The sequence below is a fragment of the Paracoccus zhejiangensis genome, from assembly GCF_002847445.1.
Taxonomy (GTDB): domain Bacteria; phylum Pseudomonadota; class Alphaproteobacteria; order Rhodobacterales; family Rhodobacteraceae; genus Paracoccus; species Paracoccus zhejiangensis.
This window is the reverse complement of the sequence record NZ_CP025431.1, coordinates 205,275-227,520: the sequence shown is the minus strand read 5'-3', so window position 1 is coordinate 227,520 and position 22,246 is coordinate 205,275. Positions and strand designations below refer to the sequence as shown.

Sequence of the window (22,246 nt, the reverse complement as noted above, 5' to 3'; positions counted from 1 at the left end):
CTATTTACCTCAAGCCCGATTCGATCCGTATTCCTTTCCGCTTGGTCACAAGGCGCGCCCATGTCCCCTGCCCCGAACCCCCCGCTTATCCCCTGCAATCCCTGGATCGTGCTGATCTGCGCCGCGGCGCTGGTCACCATCGCCATGGGCATCCGCCAGTCCTTCGGCCTGTTCCTGCGCCCGATCGAGCTGGAAACCGGCATTGGCCGCGAGGCTTTCGGTCTGGCCATCGCTGTGCAGAACCTGATTCTCGGCCTCGCCCAGCCCTTCGTCGGCGCGCTGGCCGACAAGCACGGGGCCGGACGCGTGGCGGCCATTGGCGGGGCGCTTTACGCGCTGGGGCTGGCGCTGTCGGCGACAGTCTCGACCGCGCTGGGGCTGAACCTGACGCTTGGCGGGTTGGTCGGGATCTCGATGGCCGGGGTGACTTTCGTGGTCGCCATTGGCGCGGCGGTGCGTGCGGTCCCGCCCGAGCGACGCGGGCTGGCGGCGGGCATCGTCACCGCCGGCGGCTCGGTCGGGCAATTCCTGCTGGTGCCGGTGGCGCAGGGGCTGATCGGCGCCTTTGGCTGGCGCGAGACGCTGCTGATCTATGCCGGGCTGGCGGCAGTGATGGTGGCGCTGGCCATCGGCATCGCCGGTCGCCCTGCCACGCCCTCCACGATGCAGACCGCCCCGGCGCAGGGTCTCGGCGAGGCGCTGCGCGAGGCCGCCGGCCATTCGGGCTTCTGGCTGCTGAACGCCGGCTTCTTCGTCTGCGGCTTCCACGTCGCCTTCATCGGCACCCACCTGCCGGCCTTTTTGGTCGACAAGGGGCTGGACCCCTCGATCGGTGCGCGGGCGTTGGCGCTGGTCGGGCTGTTCAACATCCTCGGCTCCTATGTCTTCGGCATGTCGGCGGACAGCTGGCGCAAGAAGCATGTGCTGGCGGCGATCTACCTGGGCCGGGCTGTCGTCATGGCGCTGTTCCTCGCCTTCCCGATCACGCCGCTCAGCGCCACGGTCTTCGCCTGTGCCATGGGCTTCCTGTGGCTTGGCACCGTGCCGCTGACCAGCGGGCTGGTGGGGCAGATCTTCGGCATCCGCCACATGTCGATGCTGTTCGGCATCGTCTTCCTGTCGCACCAGATCGGATCGTTCTTCGGGGCCTGGGGCGCGGGCTATGCCTACCGCGTCACCGGCTCCTATGACCTCGCCTGGCAGCTTTCCATCGTCATCGCCGTGCTGGCCGCCGCGCTGAACTGGCCGATCAAGGACGCGCCATTGCTGCGGCGCGAGGCCGTGGCATGAACGGCGGGCTGGCACCATTGACCCGGCCGCAGCGGTTTTTGCTGGCGGCCGGGCTCATGGCTCTGCTGGTCGCCGGTCTGGCGCTGTGGCGGGCCTATGGCCTGCCGGTGGCGCTGACCAGTGGCGGGATGCTCTGCTAGAGGATCCCGGTCACCACCACCGGGAAGGCCATGCAGATCAGGATCAGAACCGCCATGGCCAGCACATAGGGCATCACGCCGATGAACACGTCCTGCAGGCTGCACAGGTCGCCCACGGTGCTTTTCACCACGAAGACGCTGATCCCGAAAGGGGGTGTCAACAGCCCCATCTCGACCGCGATAACGGTAATGAGGCCGAACCAGATCAGCACGTCGGGGCCGATGGTGGCGGTGCCGAGGGTGACGATCAGCGGCGCGACGATGGGCACGGTGATGACAATGATCGAGGTCGAGTCGAGGAACATCCCCATGACGATGACGACCAGCAGGAACAGCGCCATCACCCCCCAGAGGCCAAAGCCAGAATCGACCGCATATTGCACCATGACGGCGGGCAGGGTGGACATGACCAGCGCCTTGGTCAGCACGCTGGCGCCGATCACCAGCGACAGCACGGTGACGCTGATCTGCCCGGTCTCGCGCAGCACGTTCCACAATGCGGCACGGGTCAGCCGTCGGCGCAGCACGGTCACGATCAGCGTGGCGAACGCCCCGACCGCGCCGGCCTGCGTGGGCGTGAAGAAGCCCAGGTAGATGCCGCCGAGGACGATCGAGACCAGCACCGCGATGGGCAGCAGCCGGCGGGCGGAACTGACCAGCGTCTCCGGCTCAAGATCGTCATTGCCGGTGGGCTGGCCGACGAAATCGGGGCGGAACTTCGCCAGAAGCAGGATGGTGACGCAGAAGATGATCGCCATCATGAGGCCGGGGATCAGCGCGGCGAGGAACAGCTTGCCGACCGAGGTTTCGGTGACGAAGCCATAGATGATCAGCAAGAGGCTCGGCGGGATCAGCATGCCCAGCACCGAGGAGCCGGCGACCGTGCCGGTGGCGAAACGCGGGGTATAGCCATGGGCGATCATCTGCGGCACCGCGACGCGCGAGAAGATGGCCGAGGAGGCAATGGAAATGCCGGTCACAGCCGCGAAGACCGCATTGGCAGCGACGGTGGCAATGCCGAGGCCGCCCAGCAGCTTGCGCGTCCACCACGCCGCCACGCGATAGGCATCGCGGCCGATATCGGAAATATCGGTGAAGAGACCCATCAGCACGAACAGCGGCACCACGCCGAAATCGAACTTGTTGATCGTGCCGGTGGCCGAGGTCTTCAGCGCGTTCAGCGCCACGTTCGGGTTGTCGCGGATCAGCCAGATCGCCACCACGCCGACGATGCCCAGCACCACCGCCACATGCATCCCGGCCATCAGCAGCACCAGCAGCGCGACGATGGCCAAGAGCCCCAGCCCGATGCGGCTGACATCGCCCAGTGCGACCAGGGCGACGGCGGCGGCGAAGGCGAGGATGCCCAGGGCCACCGGCACCAGCCAGCGCCCCCGCTGCGTCAGAAGCTGTGGCAGGCGGCGCGCGGTTTCAACGGCTTCCAGCACGAACTGGATGGTGGTGGCGAGGCAGCCGATCGCGGTCAGCAGCTTGAAGGGCCATGTCGGCATGGTGAAGATGCCGGTCGAACCGATATAGTCTCCGCCCCGCCAGGCATCGGCATAGTCGCCCCACAGCACCCAGCCAAGCGCCGCGAACAGTGCGGCTCCGATCATGAGGAACACGAGGTCCAGCAGCCCCGCCGCCGCCGGGTCGGATTTGGTCAGGGGACCGTAGAGGAAATCGGCGCGGGTCAGGCGTCCCCGCGCCAGCGCATGGGCCAGTTGCAGGAAGACCACCGGCACGATGGTCTGCTCGACCAGCTCGACCACGCCGTAAAGCGGGCGCGAGAAGATCGCCAGCCCGGCCACATCGGCGCAGATGAGCAGCATCAGGACGAAGATCCAGACCGTGCCAAGCGCCGAGAGGGCGCCCGAGACCTGATTGAACGCCCGCAGCGCCGCGCCGGTCGAAGCGGCGGGCAGTTCGTCGGATTGCAACATCTCATGTCCTCCCGAAAGCTGATGATGGGGGGCGCGGACCCGCGCCCCCGCTGTCAGTTGACCGCCCAGTCACGCGAGGGCGTGGCGCCGCCCTCGCGGATCGCGGCCATATAGGCCTCGAGCAGCGCCTTGCCCTCGGGCAGGTTCGCCGCCCATTGGCCGGCCAGATCGGGCAGCGCCTCGACCCATTTCTGCCGTTCGGCCTCGGGCAGCGTGGTCAGGGTGACCGAAGGATCGGCCTCAAGCTCGGTCAGGATCGCGTCATAGCGTTCCTGCAGCAGATCCGCATTGCGGGCGCTGTAATCCGGGCCAAGCTCGGTCAGCACCTGCTGTACATCGGCGGGCAGGCCCTCCCAGACATCCTTGTTCACGCCGAAGCCGCCCACCATGTTCGAGCCGACGCCGACCAGCGTCACATGCGGTGCGACCTCGTGGATCTTCAGCGGATGCGCCCCGGTCAGGATCGAGATGACGCCATCGGCCACCCCGGTCTCGATCTGGTTGTAATAGGTCGGCAGCGCCCCGTTCACCGGCACCGCGCCCACGGCGGCGATCCACGGCCCGCTGGTCCCCGGCGCGATGATCTTGCGGCCCTTCAGGTCGTCGATCGATGTGACCGGGAAGTTGGTATAGAGGTGATAGGTATCGGCGCCGGTCGCGCCCAGCATGACAACGTTATTGTCTTCCCATTCCTGCTTCAGCGCCGGGACCTCGTCATAGAGCCGGTTGAACACCTGCATCTGCAGACGCACGTCATCGGTCGAGAAGGGGGTGAAATAGGTCAGGTTGTCATAGGGCATCTTGCTTTCTTCCCAGAGCGAGCCAACCCAGCCCGCATCGGTGATGCCGTCGCCCACCGCCTCCAGCGTGTCGCCAAAGCTGTAGAGCGCGCCGCCATAGGATTCGGTCCAATTCACCCGGTCCTCGGACCCCATGGCTTCCAGCCGCTTGTTGGTCTCGGCCACGATCACCTCTTGCAGCGGCGCGACCCAGGGGATCTGGATGGCGTGGCTGGAGGCGATGGTCAGCTCGACCTCCTCGGCAAGCGCGGGCGCGGCGAGGGTCAGCAATGCGGCAGTTGCGGTGATGGTTTTCATGATTTGTCTCCTCCTGTTGAGCATGATCACGCCGTCCGGTCGCGCGCCGTGGCGACCGGGCGAGTGTTCGGGGTCAGGGATAGGTGGTCCGGGCGGTCAGGCCGCCCGGCTGTCTCGTGCAAGGATCTGGCTCAGCGCGGCATCGAGCAGCGCCTCGGCATCGTCAGCCGCGCTGTCATGGCGCCAGCCGACATAGTTGTCGGGCCTGACAAGGATCGCCCCGTCCTCCTGGATGCCGCTCTGATAGAACCAGTCGGCATAGACATCATGGGCATCGCTGCCATCCGGGCCGATGGAGATGACCGGCAGGTCGATCCCCAGACGCGCCGCGACATTGTCCGCCGCCGCGCGCCAGCCCGCCCCGCCCGGCCCGGTCAGCAGGACGAAACGCCCCTTGCCGCCCAAATCGATGGACGAGACCCTTTTGCCGTCATGATCCAGCCAGACATGTGGCAGGCGCGCGCCGGGCCAGGTGGTCGGGTGATAGTAAAGCTCGGCATCGCGGGTGAAGCCCGGCTCGGGCGTGCCATCGGGCACCACGGCGCCCGAGGCATAGCGCGTGCCCATCTCGACCCCATGGGCGTTGAATTCGTAGTTCTTGCGTCGGATCGCATCGTTCAGCGCGCGGCGCTGCGCCTTGGCAGCCTCGTCCGCACCCTTCCGCGCCGCCATCAGCGCTTCGACCCGTTCGGGGTCATCGCCCGAGGTCATGCCAAGCGCGTCGAAGATCGGCGGGTAATCCTTGATCGAGTTGTTGGCCCGGGTGACGATGGTCTCGGCCACCGGCACGCGCTCGGCGGAATAGCTGTCGAGAAGCCCCTGCCCCGCCTGCCCCTTCAGCACCGCCGCCAGTTTCCACGCCAGATTATAGGCGTCCTGGATGCTGGTGTTCGAGCCGAGCCCGTTCAGCGGCGGGTGGCGGTGGACGGCGTCGCCCATGCAGAAGACCCGGCCCTTCGAGAACTCGGTCGCCCACATGTTGTTCACGGTCCAGGTCGAGGTCGAGCGGATCTTGACCGGGATGGTGTCGTCGCCGATCAGCTGGTGGACGATCGCCGTCGCCTCCTCATCGGTCAGCTTCAGCTCGCCCTGGCTGCTGTCATAGCCCCAGATCACCAGCCATTCGTTCCACGGCCGGACCATGCGGATCACGCCCGCGCCGATGCCGCCGGTGCGGGCGCCAGGCTGCAGCACCCAGTAGAGCACGCTGGGGCGATGGGCGACGTATTTCGTCAGGTCGGCATCGAAGAGGATGTTCATGCTGCCCGACAGGCCCATCTGACCGGTCATGGTCAGGCCCAGTTGTTCCGCCACGATGCTGCGCGCCCCGTCGGCACCGATCATGTACTTGGCGCGGATGGTGAATTCCTCGCCCGACAGCCGGTCGCGGACATGGGCGGTGACGCCGTCATCATCCTGATCCAGCCGCAGGAACTCGGTGTTCAGCCGGATCTTGCCCCCGCGCGAGGCGGCAGCCTCCAGCAGCAAGGGCTCCATATAGGTCTGCGGGATGTCGCAGATCTCGGTCGGGCTGGCCAGTTCGTAATCGGCCTTGCGCGCCGGGTGATTGCCCCATGAGAGGACGCGCCCGAACTCCTCGCCGGCGAGGCTGTGGCAGAAGACGTTGTTCGCCATCAGCTTCTGCTTGCTGGCCAGACCCATGGCACGATCTTCGATGCCCAGATCGCGCAGCAACTGCATGGTGCCCTGGTTGGTGATATGGGCGCGCGGCGTATTTGCCAGCCAGCCATACTTGTTGATGACGAGGTTCTCGACCCCGTACATCGACAAGAGCGCCGAGGCGGCCAGTCCTGCCGGTCCGGCGCCGACGATCAGGATATCCGTGGAAATTCCGGTTGCCATCGCAGCCCCTCCTCCGTGGAAGTTACGAATCAATCGATGTGTTACGATTAAATGATGTATTTTCGAAAATCAATGATAATGTCGAATTGTTGCGATGGCAGCGGATCACGCTGTCCTTCTAAGGCGCAGGCGATCATCGAAATTTGCGCTGATCTTCGATGCATGTGATAACGAACAGCCGGGTTTCCGGCACCAAACCGGAGGACGAGACATGACCATGACCCGGCGGCTCGACGGAGACAGCAAGACCCTGATGGCCTCGGTCTATGACCGGCTGCGCAGCGATATCGTTGACGGAGAGCTGCGCCCCGGCGCGCGGCTGCGGTTCGACGAGTTGAAGGACAGCTATGGCGTGGGCCTCAGCCCGCTACGCGAGGCGCTGACCCGGCTGGCCGCCGAAAAGCTGGTCGTGCTGGAGGAGCACAAGGGCTTTCGCGTCGCCCCGATCTCGCGCTCGGACCTGATGGACCTACTGTTCATGCGGCAAGAGATCGAATCGCTGGCCATCCGCCGCTCGATCGAGCGCGGCGATGACCAGTGGGAATCCGGCGTGGTCGCGGCGATCCATGCGCTTGGCAAACGCTCCAGCCTGACGCCTGACGGCCATATCGACCCCGAATGGGAAAATCGCCACCGGGCCTTTCATGACAGCCTGGTCGCAGCCTGCGATTCGCCCCGGCTGATGCTGTACCGCTGCCAGCTGACCGATCACGCCGACCGCTATCGCAAGCTGTCGCACCACTATTCTTCGTCCGGACGCGATCATCTGGTCGAGCACTGCGCCCTGTCCGATGCGGTCGTGGCACGCGACGCGGAAACCGCCAACCAATTGATTCGAAACCATCTTGCCCGCACGGTCGAGATCATCATGACGGACGAAGATTTGCGAGATAGTGGATTTGACGACTGATTTTCGAAAATAAAGTTGATTATCGATCTCGCCTCGCCTATCTCTAGGTCATCAACCGATGACAGATTGAACGGAGGAAACGACGATGCGAGTGACGAGCTATGACCGGAACGGCACTTCAGGTGTGGCCGTTCAACGTGACAGCGATTGGGCCGATCTCGGCCCGGTCGATCTGGTCGAGGTGCTGAACGGCGCCCATGCCGACAAGGTGGCTTCGGCCCCCGCGATCGACCTGGCGACCGTCACCGCGGCCCCGCCGCTGGCGCGTCCGGGCAAGATCATCTGCGTCGGCCTGAACTATTCCGACCACACCGACGAATCGCCCTATGAGCAGCCCGATTACCCGACGCTGTTCCCGCGCTTCTCGACCAGCCTGATCGCTGACGGCGCGCCGATCATCCGGCCGCTGGTCTCGCAGGACCTGGATTACGAGGGCGAACTGGTCGCCATCATCGGCAAATCCGCCCGCCACGTGTCGAAGGAAAGGGCGCTGGACCACGTTGCCGGCTACTCGATCTTCAACGACGGCTCGCTGCGCGACTACCAGTTCAAGTCGCCGCAATGGACGGTCGGCAAGAATTTCGACGATACCGGCGCCTTCGGCCCGATCGCGGTCTCGGCGGACGAACTGCCCGCCGGTGCCAAGGGCCTGCGCCTGCAGACCCGGCTGAACGGCAAGGTGGTTCAGGACGCCAATACCGATGACATGATCTATTCGGTCGCCGACCTGATCTCGATCATCTCCGAGGCGATCACGCTGGAACCGGGCGACATCATCGTCACCGGTACCCCCGCCGGCATCGGCATGGCCCGCGACCCCAAGCTCTACATGAAGCCGGGCGACGTGGTCGAGGTCGAGATCGAGGGCATCGGCATCCTGAAAAATCCCATCGTGGACGAGAAGAAGGCAGCGGCGGCAGCGGCCTGACGGTCGCCCGCAGATCCCCCGAGGAGGAAAGAGGAGGACACCATCATGGAACCGCTGGTTCATCGCTTGGGCTATGTCGCCCTGAATGTCAGCGATCTGGAGGGCGCCGTGGAGGACGCCCAACTGATCGCCGGCGCCTCGCTGGTCGAACTGACCGCTGACCGCGCGCTGCTGACATCGAATGCCCGTCACGCCGAACTGATCATGCACCGGGCCGATCACTCGTCCCTGCGCGCGATCGGTCTGGAAACGCTCGATCCCGCCCATGTGGACGAGGTCGCCCGCCGGGCGCGCGAGGCCGGGCTGCGCATCGTCAGCGAGACCCCCTCGCTGCCGGTGATCGAGAAATCGGTGACCGTGGCCTTCCCCGAAGGCCATGTGATCGAGGTCCATACCCCCATGCCCCGCGACCGTCCGCGCCGCTATGCCGGACCGGGCATCCATCCGCGCTATCTCGATCATGCCAACCTGACCGCGGCTGATCCTGCGGCTTCGGCGCAGCTGATGATGCAGGTGCTGGGTCTGAAGCTCAGCGAACGCACCGAGGGTTGGGAACTGGCCTGGATGCGGGCGGGCGACGGGCGGCACCATACGCTTGGCATGGCCAAGTCCGCCGATGGCGGGGGTCTGCACCATTACAGCTGGGAGTTCGCCGATTTCGCCGATTTCAAGCGGCTCGGCGATGTCCTGGACGCGCAGGACCGCACCCTGGTTTGGGGTCCGGGGCGGCATGGCGCGGGTGACAATATCTTCGCCTATTACGTCGATGCGGCCGGCTTCCTGGTCGAGAACACGGCGGAAATGGAGATCATCGCCGATCCGCATTTCCAGCCGCGCATCGTCGATCCGGGCGAGAACCTGTCGAACTTCAAGGTGGTGAACCGCTGGGGGCAATTGCCATCGCGGGAATGGATGGGCCATTTCAACGCCTGCGCGGTGCTGGGATGAACCGGCCCGACATCGCCCGTCTGGAGGATCGCCGCTATGCCGCGATGAAGGCGGGCGATGTCGCGGCGCTGCGCGAGCTGCTGTCGGACCGGCTGCATTACAGCCATTCGCTGGGGGATCGCGACACGCTGCAAAGCTATCTGGACAAGGTCGCGGCGGGGCATTTCGTCTATCAAAGCGTCAGCCACCAGACCGACTGGACCGAAGACCTGCCCGGCGCGGTGCTGCTGGGCGGGAGGATGAGCGTCGAGGTGCTGGTAGCCGGCGAGAGCCGGCGGATCGACAACGCCTTTCTGGCCATCTGGGCCGAGGAAGGCGGGGCCTGGCGGCTGATCGCCTATCAGCCGACGCCGCTGCCAGGTTAGGCGACTGAACACAGGGGAGGAGAGAGAGATGGATCTGGGACTCGAAGGCCGGACCGCCGTGGTCGTGGGCGCCAGCAAGGGCATCGGCCGGGGGATCGCCCGGGCCTTGGCCGCCGAGGGCTGCAACCTGTTCCTGCTGGCGCGCAATGCCGAGGAACTGGCCGCCACCGCCCGCGCCATCACCGAGGAATTCGGCGTCAGCGCCACACCGATCGCCGCCGATGTCAGCGACACCGCTTCGGTCAGCGCTGCGGCGGCGGCTGTGCGTGCCAAGGTGCCCGAGATCAACATCCTCGCCACCAGCGTCGGCACCGCCATCCGCCGGCAGGACCGCACCATCACCTGGAGCGATGCCGACTGGCAGGCCGATATCGATATCAAGGTCACCGGCATCCTGCGGGTGATCCGCGAATTCGAGGGCATGATCGCCACCGACGGCTCGGGCCGGATCGTCAACATCACCGGCGCCTCGGGGCTGATGACCTGGATGCCGGCGCTGAACTACGGCATGAACAATGCCGCGATGATCCATGCCAGCGGCTACCTGGCTGCCGACATGGCCGATCGCGGCATCACCGTGAACACCGTCGTCCCCGGCATCATCGGCACCGAATGGCGCGAGGGCTGGGCTGGCGGCATGGCCGGCGATCAGGACAAGGAGGATTGGCTGGGCGAGTTCTGCGGCGGCAAGGGCATCATCGCCCGCCGCTGGGGCAAGGTCGAGGAAATCGGCGATGCCGTGGCCTTTCTGGCGTCCGACCGCGCCAGCTATATCACCGGCACAAGGATGGTCGTCGATGGCGGGTTGACCGCCAATATCCGCTGAGGGCCGCGCGTCATGCTGACCCTTCAGATCATCATCGGCAGCGTGCGGCAGGGCCGCGGCGGGGCCTCGGTGGCCGAATGGTTCACCGACATCGCCGCCAAGGATGCGCGCTTTCAGACCGAGGTTGTCGATCTGGCGGCGCTGAACCTGCCGATCATGGACGAGCCGAACCACCCCCGGCTGCAGCAATATACCCACGAGCATACCAAGCGCTTCAGCGAGATCATCGCGCGCGGCGACGCCTATGTCTTCGTCACCACCGAATACAACTATGCCATCCCCGGCGCGCTGAAGAACGCGCTGGATTACCTTGGCCCGGAATGGGCGGGCAAGCCGATGTGCGCCGTGGCTTATGGCGGCATTTCCGGTGCCGCCCGCGCGGTCGAGGATCTGCGCCGGGTGGCGGTGGCCTTGAAGATGATCCCGCTGGTGCAGGGCGTGGTCTGCCCGCTTTATGCCCAGCAACGCGATGACGAGGGCCGGTTCCACGGCAACCCGACCCAGATCGAGGCGGCCCATGACATGTTGAATACCCTCGCGGATTTCGGCGCGGTGCTGAAGGCCCGCCGACTGGCCGCCCTGTGAGACACCAGTGATCAGCCTGTGAGAAGGAGGACGAGATGACCGCCATTACCGGAAAAGTCGCGCCGACGAAACGGCCGGGCGAATTGGGCATCCATTCGATGGATACCTTCATGATGACCGTCCCCGACCTCAAGGTCGCGGATGAGTTCTACCGCGCCTTCGGCCTCGACGTGCGCGAGGAAGGCGACGGGCTTGGGCTTTACACCTTCGGCTCGGATCACCGCTGGCTCAGCATCCACGAGGCGGGGCGCAAGAAGCTGAACCACCTGTCCTTCGCGGTCTTCGAAGAGGATTTCGAACCGATGCGCCGCCGGATCGAGGCGCAGGGGGTGCGGCTTCTGGATGCGCCTCGCGGGGTCGTCTCGAACGGTTTCTGGTTCCTCGACCCGTTCGGGGTGATGATCGAGGTGAAGGTGGCCGAAAAGACCTCGCCCAACGAGAAATCACCCTTCTCGGTGGTCTCCGTTCCGGCGGGCGTGGCCGCTGCGCCGCAGCGGTCCAAGGCCCCGGTGGTGCGTCCGCTGCGCCTGGCGCATGTGCTGCTGTTCACCCCGGATGTGCCGAAGGCGATCGAGTTCTACAGCCGCGCCATCGGGCTGCGCCTCTCGGACCGCTCGGGCGATGGCATCTGCTTCATGCATGGCATCCACGGCTCGGACCACCACCTTCTGGCCTTCGCCAAATCCTCGGCCCCGGGGCTGCATCATTGCAGCTGGGACATGGGCGGCATCAACGAGATCGGCATCGGCGCGATGAACATGGCCGACAAGGGATTCACCCGCGGCTGGGGCATGGGCCGGCATGTGCTGGGCTCGAACTATTTCCACTATGTCCGCGATCCCTGGGGCAGCTATTCGGAATATTCCGCCGATATCGACTATATCCCCGCCGATTGTGACTGGCAGGATGGCGACTACCCGCCCGAGGATTCGCTCTATCTCTGGGGGCCGGAACTGCCGAAGGATTTCGTCCACAACTACGAGGCGGAAAACGAGGCCTAGATTTTCTGACCCTCGCGATAGCCGCGCGCCCGCTTGCGCCGCAGCCAGTCGTCCCGGCTGGCCTGCGCCGCCTCGGCGCTGGCGAACCAAGTCCGCCCGATGCGGCCGGCGCTGCCAAGCCGGCCCCATTGGCGCAAAAGCTGCACACCCCCGAAGAGATCGCCCGCCAGTTCAAGCCGATAGAAGCGCGCCAAGTTCTGCGCGGGGTCGCAACGGGTCAGGTGGATGGGGTCGCTGTCCATGGCGGCAGTCTGCCGCCGCCCGGCCCCGCCCGTCCAACGAGTAATCTGAATCGCTTCGGCGGCATCGATTCACGCCGCTGATGGATCAGCGCCAGGAGCCATCCTGGCTGCGGCGTTCCTCTTGCCGGCGGCGGAACAGCGTCAGCGCGGCCAGCGTGCAGAGCGCGCCTGACAAGAGATAGGCCCCCGCCGACCACAGCCCCAGCGTCTCGGTCAGGTAAAGCGCGACGAAGGGCGCGAAACCCGCGCCGAACATCCAGGACAGATCCGCCGTCAGGTTCGAGGCGGTGAAGCGGTTCTTCTTCAGGAAGCCCGAAGCCACCGCGCCCGAGCTTTGCCCGAAGGACAGGCCCAGCAGCGAGAAGCCGATGATCACATACAGCGCCTCGCCACTGCGGCCGAGCGCAAGGATCAGCGGCGACAGGATGGCATAGATGGCGATGCCGATGGCGCAATAGGTCAACAGCGTTCGCCGCCCGATCTGGTCGGCGATGAAGCCCGAGGCGATGATCGCCCCCAGCCCGAACAGCGCCCCGATGATCTCGATCACCAGGAAGGCCAGCGCATCCTCGGGCGTGTGGACATAGATCCACCCCAGCGGGAACACCGTGACCATGTGGAACAGCGCCAGCGTCGCCAGGGGCGTGAAGGCCCCGATGATGATGTTCAGCCATTCCTCGCGGATGGCGACCGGCACCGGGCAGGGGTCCAGCTCGGATTCCGAAAAGAGCGTCTTGAACTCGTCGCTGACCACCAGCCGCAGGCGCGCGAACAGCGCCACGACGTTGATGGCGAAGGCCACGAAGAAGGGATAGCGCCAGCCGAAGCTGAGGAATTCCTCTTCCGACAGCGAGGTCTTCAGGTAGATGAAAAGGCTGCTGGCAAGGATCAGCCCGATCGGCGCGCCGATCTGGGGGATGGTGGCGAAACGGCCCTTCTGCCCGGCGGGCGCGTGCAGCGCCAAGAGCGAGGACATCCCGTCCCAGGCCCCGCCAAGCGCTGCCCCCTGCCCCATGCGGAACAGGATCAGGCTGGCAACGGTCAGCCAGCCCTCCTGGTCGTAACTGGGCAGGAACGAGATGGCGACGGTCGAGAGACCCAGCAGGAACAGCGCCGAGGTCAGCTTGAACCCGTGGCCAAATCGCAGGTCGATCTCGGTGAAGATCGCCGTGCCGACGGGCCGCGCTACGAAGCCGAGGGCGAGGACCAGAAAGCCGTAAAGCACCCCGTTCGTCGGCGAGGCGAAGGGAAAGATGAATTGCGGAAAGACCAGCACCGCCGCGATGGCGAAGGTGAAGAAGTCGAAGAATTCCGAGGTGCGCCCGATGATGACGCCGATGGTCAGATCGGAAAGCCTGACCCGCTGATGCGGGGTCTCCGCCGGGACGGTGTTGCCGGTGTTCATGTTGGTACCCCCGCAGACCCGCGACAGTGGATGCAGTGACCATGAGGGAACAGGCCATTGATCCCAATGTCAAGTTCGGTGCGGTTGCGCGGGCAGCTTATGGACAATCAGGAATGATCTTGTCATGGTTCGGGCAAGAACCGGGTTTAACGCCGCACTTGGCCCGAACGGGGCAGAGCAGCAAATCCGCTGTCCGGGTCCGCAAAGGTGGGTGCATCGAGATGATTCGTTCACGCTTCCCGATCGCTGCAATCCTGCTTGCCACGCTGGCGGGCTGTTCCTCGGAAGTGCTTGCGCCCTCGGGCGACGTGGCCGCCAAGCTGCGCGATGTTCTGGGGATCACCACGGCGCTGATCCTGGTGATCGTGCTGCCGGTGATGGTCGCCATCGTCGCCATCGCCATCCGCTATCGCAAATCGGACCACTCCGAGGCGAAATATGACCCGCATTTCCACCATTCGACCTCGCTCGAGCTGCTGATCTGGGCCGCGCCCTTGGTCATCATCATCTGGCTTGGCGCGCTGACTTGGGTCAGCACCCACAAGCTCGACCCCTATCGCCCGCTGGACGAGGAAACCCGCGGCGTCGATGCCGATGCCGAGCCGCTGGTGGTCGAGGTGGTGTCGATGGACTGGAAATGGCTGTTCATCTACCCGCAATACGGCATCGCCACGGTGAACGAACTGGCCGCGCCCTTGGACCGGCCCATCGCCTTCAAGCTGACCTCGACCGAGGTGATGAACGCCTTCTACGTGCCGACGCTGGCCGGGATGATCTACACCATGCCCGGGATGGAGACCAAGCTGCACGCCGTCATCAACGAACCGGGCGAGTTCAAGGGCATGTCCTCGCATTACAGCGGCGCCGGCTTCTCGGGGATGAAGTTCCCCTTCCACGGGATGGAGGTCGAGGATTTCTATACCTGGGTTGCCAGGGCGCGGGCCTCGGAACAGGTGCTGGACCGCGACCGCTACCGCGAATTGCTGAAACCCAGCGAGAACGAACCTGCCGCGCAATTCGCCCTGGGCGACGAAACGCTCTATCACGACATCCTCAACCGCTGCGTCGAGCCGGGCCAGACCTGCATGGACGCGATGATGACCGATGGCACCGGCACCCATGGCATGGAGGGCGGCCACGGCGAGGCTCCGGAGGCCGGAGGCGAGGGGCATGACATGGGCGAAGGCGGTGCCGAGGGCGAAGGCGGTGGCCATGAAGGCCATGACGCCGCACCCGCCGACGAGGATTCTGCCAGCGCCAAGCCGTCAGGCCCGGCCCTGACCCATCAATACGCATTCCTGCGCCAGAACTGAGGGATCCGCCATGGCCGTCACCGGGCACGAGATCGAAAGCAGCTTCCTCTTCGGCCGGCTGACGCTGGACAAGTTTCCGCTGGACGTACCGATCGTGGTTGGCACCTTCGCCGTCGTGGCGATCGGCGGGGCGGCGCTGGTCGCGGCGGTCACCTATTTCCGGCTCTGGGGCTACCTGTGGCGCGACTGGCTGACCAGCGTCGACCACAAGAAGATCGGCATCATGTACATGATCCTCGGCATGGTCATGTTCCTGCGCGGCTTTGCCGATGCGATCATGATGCGGCTGCAGCAGGTCTGGGCCTTCAACGGCTCCGAGGGCTATCTGAACGCCCATCACTATGACCAGATCTTCACTGCCCATGGCACGATCATGATCTTCTTCGTGGCCATGCCCTTCATCACCGGGCTGATGAACTTCGTCGTGCCGCTGCAGATCGGCGCGCGGGACGTGTCCTTCCCCTTCCTGAACAATTTCAGCTTCTGGATGACCGTGGGCGGCGCGGTTCTGGTGATGATCTCGCTGTTTGTGGGCGAGTTCGCCATGACCGGCTGGCTGGCCTTCCCGCCCCTCTCGGGCATCGTCGCCAGTCCTACCGAGGGGGTGGATTACTATATCTGGGGTCTGCAGATCGCCGGGGTCGGGACAACGCTCTCGGGCATCAACCTGCTGGTGACGATCCTGAAGATGCGCTGCCCGGGCATGACGCTGATGCGGATGCCGGTCTTCACCTGGACGGCGCTTTGCACCAACGTGCTGATCGTGGCCACCTTCCCGGTGCTTACCGCGACCCTCGTACTGCTGGCACTGGACCGTTACCTGGGGATGAACTTCTTCACCAATGACCTTGGTGGGAACCCCATGCTCTACGTGAACCTGATCTGGATCTGGGGCCATCCCGAGGTTTACATCCTCGTCCTGCCGGCCTTCGGCATCTTTTCCGAGGTCGCCGCGACCTTCTGCGGCAAGCGGCTGTTCGGCTACAACTCGATGGTCTATGCCACCATCTGCATCACCATCCTCAGCTATCTGGTCTGGCTGCACCATTTCTTCACCATGGGCTCGGGCCCTTCGGTGAACAGCTTCTTCGGCATCGCCACGATGATCATCTCGATCCCGACCGGGGCCAAGGTGTTCAACTGGCTGTTCACCATGTATCGCGGCCGCATCCGGTTCGAGTTGCCGATGATGTGGACCGTGGCCTTCATGCTGACCTTCTGCATCGGCGGCATGACCGGGGTGATGCTGGCGGTGCCGCCGGCCGATTTCGTGCTGCACAACTCGCTGTTCCTCGTCGCGCATTTCCACAATGTCATCATCGGCGGCGTGGTCTATGGCGTCTTTGCCGGGATCAACTACTGGTGGCCCAAGGCCTTCGGCTTCCGCTTGAACGAGTTCTGGGGCCGGGTCAGCTTCTGGTGCTGGGTGGTGGGTTTCTGGGTCGCCTTCATGCCGCTTTATGTCGTCGGGCTGATGGGCGTGACGCGGCGCCTGCGCACCTTCGACGACCCCTCGCTGCAGGTCTATTTCGCCATCGCCGCGCTTGGGGCATTGCTGATCGCCGCCGGCATCGGCGCCATGCTGATGCAGTTCTACGTCTCGATCCGCGACCGCAACCAGCTGCGCGACACCACCGGCGACATCTGGGGCGGGCGGACGCTGGAATGGTCGACCTCGTCGCCACCGCCCGATTACAACTTCGCCGTCACCCCGGTCGTCTATGACGTGGATGCCTGGCAAGACATGAAGGATCACGGCTACCAGCGGCCACTGTCGAACTTCAAGCCGATCCACATGCCGAGGAATACCGGCGCCGGCATCATCCTTGCCGGGATCAGCACCGCGCTTGGCTTTGCGCTGGTCTGGCATATCTGGTGGCTGGCCGCCGTCAGCTTCCTCGCGCTGATCCTCGCCTCGATCCTGCACACCTTCAACTATAACCGCGACTTCCACATCCCCGCCGCCACCGTCACCGCGACCGAGGACGCCCGCAGCCGGGCCTTGGGACAGGCGGGCCAGACAGCATGAGCACGCCCATCATCACAGAGCCCACCGATCCGCGCGTCTTCCACCCGGAAGAGGAGCCGCATCACCCCGAGGGCCACAGCACGCCGCTTGGCTTCTGGATCTACCTGATGAGCGATTGCCTCATCTTCGCCACACTCTTTGGCACCTTCGCGGTGCTGGGCCATCGCTATGGCGGCGGGCCGGGGCCGAAGGAACTCTTCGACCTGTGGCTGATCGCGCTGAACACGGCGATGCTGCTGTTTTCCTCGATCACCTATGGCTTTGCCATGCTGGCGATGCATCGGGGCGACCAGAAAGAGGTGATGAAATGGCTGGGGATCACGGCGGGCTTTGGCCTCGCCTTCCTTGCCATCGAGCTTTACGAGTTCAACCACCTGATCCATATCGGCGCGGGTCCGGGGCGTTCGGCCTTCCTCTCGGCCTTTTTCACCCTCGTCGGCACCCACGGGCTGCATGTGACCTTCGGCCTGATCTGGATGGCCGCGCTGGTTCTGCAGGTCCGCAAGCACGGGCTGACCAGCGCCAACCAGCGGCGGCTGGAATGCCTGTCGATGTTCTGGCACTTCCTCGACGTGATCTGGATCGGGGTCTTCACCTTTGTCTATCTGATGGGGATGATCTGATGAGCGATCCGCATGAGGGCCACCACGAGACCCACGCCGCCCCCTTCCCCCATGGCACCAAGCAGGATTACGTCACCGGCTTCATCCTTGCCGCCATCCTGACCGCCATTCCCTTCTTCCTGGTCATGTCCGGCATCTTCTCGTCCGAGCGGCTGACGGCCTTCCTCGTGCTGATCTGCGCCGTGGCGCAGATCATCGTGCACATGGTCTATTTCCTGCATATGAGCCCCAAGGCCGAGGGCGGCTGGACGCTGATCTCGCTCGTCTTCACCATCATCGTGCTGGTCATCGCCGTCGTTGGCACGGTCTGGGTCATGTATCACATGGATGCCAACATGATGCCCGGCATGATGACCGAGCCGCCGGCGAATTGAGCCACGACACCCTGCGCCCGCGCTGGCAGGTCGGGCTGGCGCTGATCCTTGGCGTGGCGCTGACCCTGTGCTTCGCAGCATTGGGCGTCTGGCAGATGCAGCGGCTGGCGTGGAAGCTGGACCTGATCCAGAAGGTCGAGGTGCGGGTCGAGGCCGATCCGGTGGGGTTGAGCGATCTTCTCGCCCTCCCGCCCGGCGAACAGGATTATCGCCATGTCACCGCCACCGGCCAGTTCGACCACGGGGCCGAGACGCTGGTGCAGGCGGTGACGGAACTTGGCGGCGGCTTCTGGGTGCTGACGCCCCTGCGAACCGGGGCGGGGACCGTGCTGGTCAATCGCGGTTTCGTGCCGCCCGAGCGTGCCGACCCAGCAACGCGACCCGAGGGGCAGGTAATGGGCGAGGTCAGCGTAACCGGCCTTGCCCGCCAGTCCGAACCGGGCGGCGGCTTCCTGCGGGTGAACGACCCGGCAGCGGATCGCTGGTATTCCCGCGATGTTGCGGCCATCGCGGCGGCCAAGAGCCTCGGCCCCGTCGCGCCCCTGTTCATCGATGCCGATGCCACGCCACAGCCCGGCGGCTACCCCGTCGGCGGGCTGACCGTCATCGCCTTCCGCAACACCCACCTGATCTATGCGCTGACATGGTTCGCGCTGGCCGCCATGGCGGCGGCGGGGGTAGTGATCCTGCTGCGGCAGGGGCGGCGGCAGGACCGGGCCTGACCTAACGCGCGGGCCGGTATTCCTGCGCTTGCTCGGAAAACGCCGCGGCTGGCAGGCTGTCCAGCGCCGCCAGGTCGACGACCAGCAGCGCCTCTCCATAGGCGCCCGCCATGGCCAGCGGCTGCCCATCCGGCCCCGCGATGACCGACAGCCCGCCATAGGTCAGACCGCCCTCGGCGCCGCAGAAATTGGCATAGGCGACCACCGCCCCGGTCTCATGCGCACGCGCCGGGACCAGCACCCGCTGCACATGCTCGTAGCCCATCGGATTGGCCGTCGGCACAAGGATCAGCCGCGCGCCCCCCGCCGCCAGTTCCGCCGCATGGCCGGGAAACTCGATGTCATAGCAGATCAGCGTCGCAAGCTCCTGATCCTCCAGCGAAACCACCGGCACCAGCTGGCTGCCATGGGCAAAGCTCGCCTGCTCCATCGGCCCGAAAAGCTGGATCTTGCGGTAATGCGACAGCACCGCGCCATCAGGCCCGATGGTGGTGGCGGCGTTATAAACCGCCTCGCCCGCCCGCTCGGCCCAGCCTAGGCAGATGCCGCACCCGGCCTCGCGCGCCATCTCGCGCAGCCGGGTGATCCATTCGCCGTCCAGCGGCTGCGCCAGCTCGCGATGCAGGTCAGGCCGATTATAGCCCGGCAGAATCAGCTCGGGCGCGACCAGCAGTTTTGCCCCGGCGGCGGCGGCTGCCCGCAGCTGCTGACAGATCGCCGAAAAAACATCATCAATCCGGCCGTTTGCCGGCGGCGACTGCCAGAGTGCAAGCTTCACTTCCGACCCCTCCCAAGCCCATAATCCGAGGGCATTTTATCCGATCCGCGGCGATTGACCATGCGGGTGGAAACCTTGGGGGAAAGACGCATGAGCACGAAACCGGTTACCGCCTTCGGGCCCGATTTCCCCTTTGCCTATGACGACTGGATCAGCCACCCCGCCGGGCTGGGCTCGATCCCCGCCGAGCACCACGGCACCGAGGTCGCCATCATCGGCGCCGGTGCCGCCGGCATCATCGCCGGGCACGAGTTGATGAAGCTGGGCCTGCGCCCGATCATCTACGAGTCGGGCAAGTTCGGTGGCCGTCTGCGCTCCGAGACCTTCGAGGGCACCGAGGATGTGGTGGCGGAACTGGGGGGCATGCGCTTCCCGGTCTCCTCGACCGGCTTTTATCACTATGTCGATCTGGTCGGGCTAGAGAGCCAGCCCTTCCCCAACCCGCTGACCCCCGCCGCCGGCTCGACCATCGTGGACCTTGAAGGCGAGACGCATTTCGCCCGCACGCTGGACGATCTGCCGCGCCTCTATCACGAGGTTGCCGTGGCCTATCGCGCCGCGCTGCAGGAACATGCGGATTTCGCCGATCTGCAACAGGCGGTGCGCGACCGCGATGTGGCGCGGCTGAAGGAGATCTGGGACCCGCTGGTCGAGAAATGGGACGAGCGGACGTTTTACGATTTCGTCGTCTCCTCGCAGGCCTTCCGTTCGCTCAGCTTCCGCCACCGCGAGGTCTTCGGGCAGGTCGGTTTCGGCACCGGCGGGTGGGACAGCGATTTCCCGAACTCGATGCTCGAGATCCTGCGGGTGAACCTGCTGGAACTGGACGATCACCAGCGTTTCATCGTGGGGGGCGTCGAGAACGTCTTGCACCGCCTCTGGCGCCAGCCCGCGCCTTGCGCGCATTGGCCCGAGGGCACCACGCTCGCCAGCCTGAACGGCGGGGCGACGCTGGGGCGTGCGAGCCGCATCTGGCGGCGGAACGGCGGTTTCACCGTCACCGATCAATGGGGCATCGTGCGTGATTACGCGGCGGTGCTGGTCACCTGCCAGAGCCACCTGCTGACCACCTCGGTCGCGGTGGACGAGGCGATCTTTGACCAGAAGCTGTGGATGGCACTGGACCGCACCCGCTACATGCAGGCGGCGAAAACCTTTGTCATGGTCGACCGGCCCTTCTGGAACGACATCGACCCGGCGACCGACCGCCCGATCCTGTCGATGACCCTGACCGACCGGCTGACGCGCGGCACCTATTTCTTCGACAATGGCCCCGACAAGCCGGCGGTGATCTGCCTCAGCTATTCCTGGATGACGGATGCGCTGAAGGTGCTGCCCTTGAGCCCCGAGAAGCGGGTGGAGCTGGCATTGGCGGCGCTGGACAAGGTCTATCCCGGCATCGACATCCGCAGCCATATCCGCGGCAACCCGATCTGCGTCAGCTGGGAAAGCGACGAGAATTTCCTGGGCGCCTTCAAGGGCGCCCTGCCCGGCCATTACCGCTATAACCACCGGATGTATGGCCATTTCATGCAATCGGCCATGCCCTATGAACAGCGCGGTATCTTCCTGGCGGGCGACGGGATCAGCTGGACGCCGGCCTGGGTCGAGGGCGCGGTGCAGACCGCTCTGAACGCGGTCTGGGGGGTGATGACGCATCTGGGCGGGGCCTCGGATGCCCAGAACCCCGGACCGGGCGATCTGTGGCCAACGATCGGCCCGGTGGCGCTGGACGACTGAGCAGCCGGCGCGGCGCGAAGCATCAGGGGGCGTCGCCGCCCCCTGCCCCGTGTTCCAAAGCTGCTCTGGCCTATTCCGCAGGGGTCGCCGCTGTCTGCCCGGCAGCGGATTTGCTTTCATAATAGGCCTCCTCGGCCTCGGGCGAGATGCCGTTGCGGCGCTGCCAGCCGGCCAGCCAGGCCACCAGGAAGGGCATGGTGAAGGCGGTGCAGACAACCGCGGTGGCGACCTGCGCGGTGGCGATGCCCTGGATCGGCGCGAGCGAGGGATCGATCAGCGCGATGGCCGCGGGGGTGGCGATGGCATTGCCGGCGGTGCTGGCCTCGGCCGCCCCGGCGACCAGGTTGCGCGTGGGGCGCGGATGACGGCGTAGCACATGCCAGACCCAGAGGCACAGAACCGCCGCCCCGCCCGACAGGACCACCGTGCCAAGGCCAAGGATCACCCCGACCGCACCCGAGCTCAGGAGCACGCCGAAATTGATCCCGGCGCCGATGGCGAAGGCGACGAAGGGGATGATCAGCTTTTCGCCCGGCGCGAGAAAGGCCCGCGCCGTCGGGCTGCTGTTGCCGAGGATGAAGCCGAAGATCATCGGGAAGATGGCCGAGAACAGCGCCAGCGCCGGGAACTGCGCCAGGCCGGCGGCACCAAGCGCGATCATGGTCAGGAACGGCCCGTCATTGATCGACAGGATCGAGATCGCGCCCTTGTCGCTGCGATTGCCGAACTGGCTGGTCAGCGCGACGAACAGCGAACCGTTGGAGTTTGACATGGCGGCGATGATGGCGACCGGCAGCAGCCCCCACAGCGTACCCTCGGGCGTGAGGAAAGCGACCGAAAGGCCGATGGCGGCGGCAATGCCGAACTTGGCCAGCAAAAGGACGATGCCCTTCTCGACCGCCGGGACCGCCGCGCGCAGATCGATTTGCGAACCGACGCAGACGAAGAAGAGACCGATCAGAACCGGCGTGCCGCTTTTGAACAGCGCGGTGGTGAAGCTGCCGATCTCGAGAATGCCGGGTGCAAGGCTGGCGACGACGGCGCCAAGAAACAGCGGCACGATCATCAGCGCGCCGGGGATGCGGCCGAGCTGTCTGAACAGGGTTTCCATGGGTTTCCTCCGA

22 protein-coding genes are annotated in these 22,246 nt (G+C 65.3%); 15 read left to right on the top strand and 7 right to left on the bottom strand.

Annotated elements, in window-relative coordinates:
• Positions 1-60: 60 nt before the first annotated feature.
• On the top strand, positions 61-1,290 hold the full coding sequence (locus tag CX676_RS20355) for an MFS transporter (protein WP_101754626.1): 1,230 nt from the start codon (positions 61-63) through the stop codon (positions 1,288-1,290).
• The gene (locus CX676_RS22650) at positions 1,287-1,430 is read left to right on the top strand and encodes a hypothetical protein (RefSeq protein ID WP_157936020.1); all 144 of its coding nucleotides are present in this window, start codon (positions 1,287-1,289) and stop codon (positions 1,428-1,430) included. Before CX676_RS20355 ends, CX676_RS22650 begins: the two co-directional genes overlap by 4 nt.
• On the opposite strand, the gene CX676_RS20350 is transcribed toward CX676_RS22650, so the two are convergent.
• The 3 genes from CX676_RS20350 to CX676_RS20340 all read right to left on the bottom strand — a co-directional run bounded on the left by CX676_RS20350 (position 1,427) and on the right by CX676_RS20340 (position 6,333).
• Positions 1,427-3,373, bottom strand: a complete 1,947-nt coding sequence (locus tag CX676_RS20350) for a TRAP transporter large permease subunit (protein ID WP_232816698.1) — start codon at positions 3,371-3,373, stop codon at positions 1,427-1,429. The two genes, CX676_RS22650 and CX676_RS20350, sit on opposite strands and share 4 nt — an antisense overlap.
• Positions 3,374-3,426: 53 nt before the next feature.
• Entirely contained in the window at positions 3,427-4,470 is a 1,044-nt protein-coding gene (locus CX676_RS20345; RefSeq protein ID WP_101754625.1) for a C4-dicarboxylate TRAP transporter substrate-binding protein, read from the bottom strand.
• A gap of 96 nt (positions 4,471-4,566) precedes the next feature.
• On the bottom strand, positions 4,567-6,333 hold the full coding sequence (locus tag CX676_RS20340) for an FAD-dependent oxidoreductase (protein WP_101754624.1): 1,767 nt from the start codon (positions 6,331-6,333) through the stop codon (positions 4,567-4,569).
• Positions 6,334-6,544: 211 nt separating this feature from the next.
• Between CX676_RS20340 and CX676_RS20335 the strand changes: the two genes are divergently transcribed.
• From CX676_RS20335 to CX676_RS20305, 7 genes are all read left to right on the top strand, one after another.
• A complete protein-coding gene (locus tag CX676_RS20335) occupies positions 6,545-7,243 on the top strand; it encodes an FCD domain-containing protein (protein WP_198590377.1) in 699 nt (232 codons plus the stop codon).
• An 85-nt stretch (positions 7,244-7,328) separates the two neighbouring features.
• Positions 7,329-8,171 carry a fumarylacetoacetate hydrolase family protein gene (locus CX676_RS20330; RefSeq protein ID WP_101754622.1) on the top strand — a complete coding sequence of 281 codons (843 nt, stop codon included), beginning with the start codon at positions 7,329-7,331 and terminating at the stop codon, positions 8,169-8,171.
• A gap of 45 nt (positions 8,172-8,216) precedes the next feature.
• Entirely contained in the window at positions 8,217-9,119 is a 903-nt protein-coding gene (locus CX676_RS20325; protein ID WP_101754621.1) for a VOC family protein, read from the top strand.
• The gene (locus CX676_RS20320; protein WP_157936019.1) at positions 9,116-9,484 is read left to right on the top strand and encodes a nuclear transport factor 2 family protein; all 369 of its coding nucleotides are present in this window, start codon (positions 9,116-9,118) and stop codon (positions 9,482-9,484) included. The genes CX676_RS20325 and CX676_RS20320 overlap by 4 nt, the downstream gene beginning before the upstream one ends.
• 28 nt (positions 9,485-9,512) lie before the next feature.
• Positions 9,513-10,310: an SDR family NAD(P)-dependent oxidoreductase gene (locus tag CX676_RS20315; RefSeq protein WP_101754619.1), complete on the top strand. Its 798-nt coding sequence runs from the start codon at positions 9,513-9,515 to the stop codon at positions 10,308-10,310.
• A gap of 12 nt (positions 10,311-10,322) precedes the next feature.
• Positions 10,323-10,895: an NADPH-dependent FMN reductase gene (locus CX676_RS20310; RefSeq protein WP_101754618.1), complete on the top strand. Its 573-nt coding sequence runs from the start codon at positions 10,323-10,325 to the stop codon at positions 10,893-10,895.
• A 35-nt stretch (positions 10,896-10,930) separates the two neighbouring features.
• On the top strand, positions 10,931-11,896 hold the full coding sequence (locus CX676_RS20305) for a VOC family protein (RefSeq protein ID WP_101754617.1): 966 nt from the start codon (positions 10,931-10,933) through the stop codon (positions 11,894-11,896).
• Here CX676_RS20305 and CX676_RS20300 read toward each other — a convergent pair.
• Entirely contained in the window at positions 11,893-12,138 is a 246-nt protein-coding gene (locus CX676_RS20300) for a WGR domain-containing protein (protein ID WP_101754616.1), read from the bottom strand. The genes CX676_RS20305 and CX676_RS20300 overlap by 4 nt on opposite strands.
• 85 nt (positions 12,139-12,223) lie before the next feature.
• Entirely contained in the window at positions 12,224-13,543 is a 1,320-nt protein-coding gene (locus tag CX676_RS20295; RefSeq protein WP_101754615.1) for an MFS transporter, read from the bottom strand.
• 221 nt (positions 13,544-13,764) lie between these two features.
• Here CX676_RS20295 and cyoA point away from each other — a divergent pair, with 221 nt between their 5' ends.
• From cyoA to CX676_RS20270, 5 genes are read left to right on the top strand one after another with little or no spacing between them, the layout of a single operon-like run.
• Complete coding sequence (gene cyoA, locus CX676_RS20290; protein WP_232816697.1) at positions 13,765-14,856, top strand: ubiquinol oxidase subunit II; 1,092 nt, start codon at positions 13,765-13,767, stop codon at positions 14,854-14,856.
• A gap of 10 nt (positions 14,857-14,866) precedes the next feature.
• Complete coding sequence (gene cyoB, locus CX676_RS20285) at positions 14,867-16,885, top strand: cytochrome o ubiquinol oxidase subunit I (RefSeq protein WP_101754614.1); 2,019 nt, start codon at positions 14,867-14,869, stop codon at positions 16,883-16,885.
• The gene (cyoC, locus tag CX676_RS20280; RefSeq protein WP_101754613.1) at positions 16,882-17,508 is read left to right on the top strand and encodes a cytochrome o ubiquinol oxidase subunit III; all 627 of its coding nucleotides are present in this window, start codon (positions 16,882-16,884) and stop codon (positions 17,506-17,508) included. Before cyoB ends, cyoC begins: the two co-directional genes overlap by 4 nt.
• Complete coding sequence (cyoD, locus tag CX676_RS20275) at positions 17,508-17,882, top strand: cytochrome o ubiquinol oxidase subunit IV (protein ID WP_157936018.1); 375 nt, start codon at positions 17,508-17,510, stop codon at positions 17,880-17,882. Before cyoC ends, cyoD begins: the two co-directional genes overlap by 1 nt.
• Positions 17,879-18,604: an SURF1 family protein gene (locus CX676_RS20270; RefSeq protein WP_232816696.1), complete on the top strand. Its 726-nt coding sequence runs from the start codon at positions 17,879-17,881 to the stop codon at positions 18,602-18,604. Before cyoD ends, CX676_RS20270 begins: the two co-directional genes overlap by 4 nt.
• Before the next feature lies 1 nt (position 18,605).
• On the opposite strand, the gene CX676_RS20265 is transcribed toward CX676_RS20270, so the two are convergent.
• Positions 18,606-19,382: a nitrilase-related carbon-nitrogen hydrolase gene (locus CX676_RS20265; RefSeq protein ID WP_101754611.1), complete on the bottom strand. Its 777-nt coding sequence runs from the start codon at positions 19,380-19,382 to the stop codon at positions 18,606-18,608.
• Between the two features lie 90 nt (positions 19,383-19,472).
• On the opposite strand from CX676_RS20265, the gene CX676_RS20260 reads away from it, so the two are divergent.
• Positions 19,473-21,122, top strand: coding sequence for a flavin monoamine oxidase family protein (locus CX676_RS20260; protein ID WP_101754610.1), 1,650 nt, complete (start codon positions 19,473-19,475; stop codon positions 21,120-21,122).
• Positions 21,123-21,192: 70 nt separating this feature from the next.
• Here the strand turns inward: CX676_RS20260 and CX676_RS20255 are convergent, their stop codons facing one another.
• Positions 21,193-22,233: a 2-keto-3-deoxygluconate permease gene (locus CX676_RS20255; protein ID WP_101754609.1), complete on the bottom strand. Its 1,041-nt coding sequence runs from the start codon at positions 22,231-22,233 to the stop codon at positions 21,193-21,195.
• Positions 22,234-22,246: the final 13 nt, after the last annotated feature.

Bases quoted from the DNA above. Each gene is read 5' to 3' on its own strand.
- CX676_RS20355 (WP_101754626.1), top strand. From the start codon at position 61: ATGTCCCCTGCCCCGAACCCCCCGCTTATCCCCTGCAATCCCTGGATC.
- CX676_RS22650 (WP_157936020.1), top strand. From the start codon at position 1,287: ATGAACGGCGGGCTGGCACCATTGACCCGGCCGCAGCGGTTTTTGCTG.
- CX676_RS20350 (WP_232816698.1), bottom strand. From the start codon at position 3,373: ATGTTGCAATCCGACGAACTGCCCGCCGCTTCGACCGGCGCGGCGCTG.
- CX676_RS20345 (WP_101754625.1), bottom strand. From the start codon at position 4,470: ATGAAAACCATCACCGCAACTGCCGCATTGCTGACCCTCGCCGCGCCC.
- CX676_RS20340 (WP_101754624.1), bottom strand. From the start codon at position 6,333: ATGGCAACCGGAATTTCCACGGATATCCTGATCGTCGGCGCCGGACCG.
- CX676_RS20335 (WP_198590377.1), top strand. From the start codon at position 6,545: ATGACCATGACCCGGCGGCTCGACGGAGACAGCAAGACCCTGATGGCC.
- CX676_RS20330 (WP_101754622.1), top strand. From the start codon at position 7,329: ATGCGAGTGACGAGCTATGACCGGAACGGCACTTCAGGTGTGGCCGTT.
- CX676_RS20325 (WP_101754621.1), top strand. From the start codon at position 8,217: ATGGAACCGCTGGTTCATCGCTTGGGCTATGTCGCCCTGAATGTCAGC.
- CX676_RS20320 (WP_157936019.1), top strand. From the start codon at position 9,116: ATGAACCGGCCCGACATCGCCCGTCTGGAGGATCGCCGCTATGCCGCG.
- CX676_RS20315 (WP_101754619.1), top strand. From the start codon at position 9,513: ATGGATCTGGGACTCGAAGGCCGGACCGCCGTGGTCGTGGGCGCCAGC.
- CX676_RS20310 (WP_101754618.1), top strand. From the start codon at position 10,323: ATGCTGACCCTTCAGATCATCATCGGCAGCGTGCGGCAGGGCCGCGGC.
- CX676_RS20305 (WP_101754617.1), top strand. From the start codon at position 10,931: ATGACCGCCATTACCGGAAAAGTCGCGCCGACGAAACGGCCGGGCGAA.
- CX676_RS20300 (WP_101754616.1), bottom strand. From the start codon at position 12,138: ATGGACAGCGACCCCATCCACCTGACCCGTTGCGACCCCGCGCAGAAC.
- CX676_RS20295 (WP_101754615.1), bottom strand. From the start codon at position 13,543: ATGAACACCGGCAACACCGTCCCGGCGGAGACCCCGCATCAGCGGGTC.
- cyoA (WP_232816697.1), top strand. From the start codon at position 13,765: ATGATTCGTTCACGCTTCCCGATCGCTGCAATCCTGCTTGCCACGCTG.
- cyoB (WP_101754614.1), top strand. From the start codon at position 14,867: ATGGCCGTCACCGGGCACGAGATCGAAAGCAGCTTCCTCTTCGGCCGG.
- cyoC (WP_101754613.1), top strand. From the start codon at position 16,882: ATGAGCACGCCCATCATCACAGAGCCCACCGATCCGCGCGTCTTCCAC.
- cyoD (WP_157936018.1), top strand. From the start codon at position 17,508: ATGAGCGATCCGCATGAGGGCCACCACGAGACCCACGCCGCCCCCTTC.
- CX676_RS20260 (WP_101754610.1), top strand. From the start codon at position 19,473: ATGAGCACGAAACCGGTTACCGCCTTCGGGCCCGATTTCCCCTTTGCC.
- CX676_RS20255 (WP_101754609.1), bottom strand. From the start codon at position 22,233: ATGGAAACCCTGTTCAGACAGCTCGGCCGCATCCCCGGCGCGCTGATG.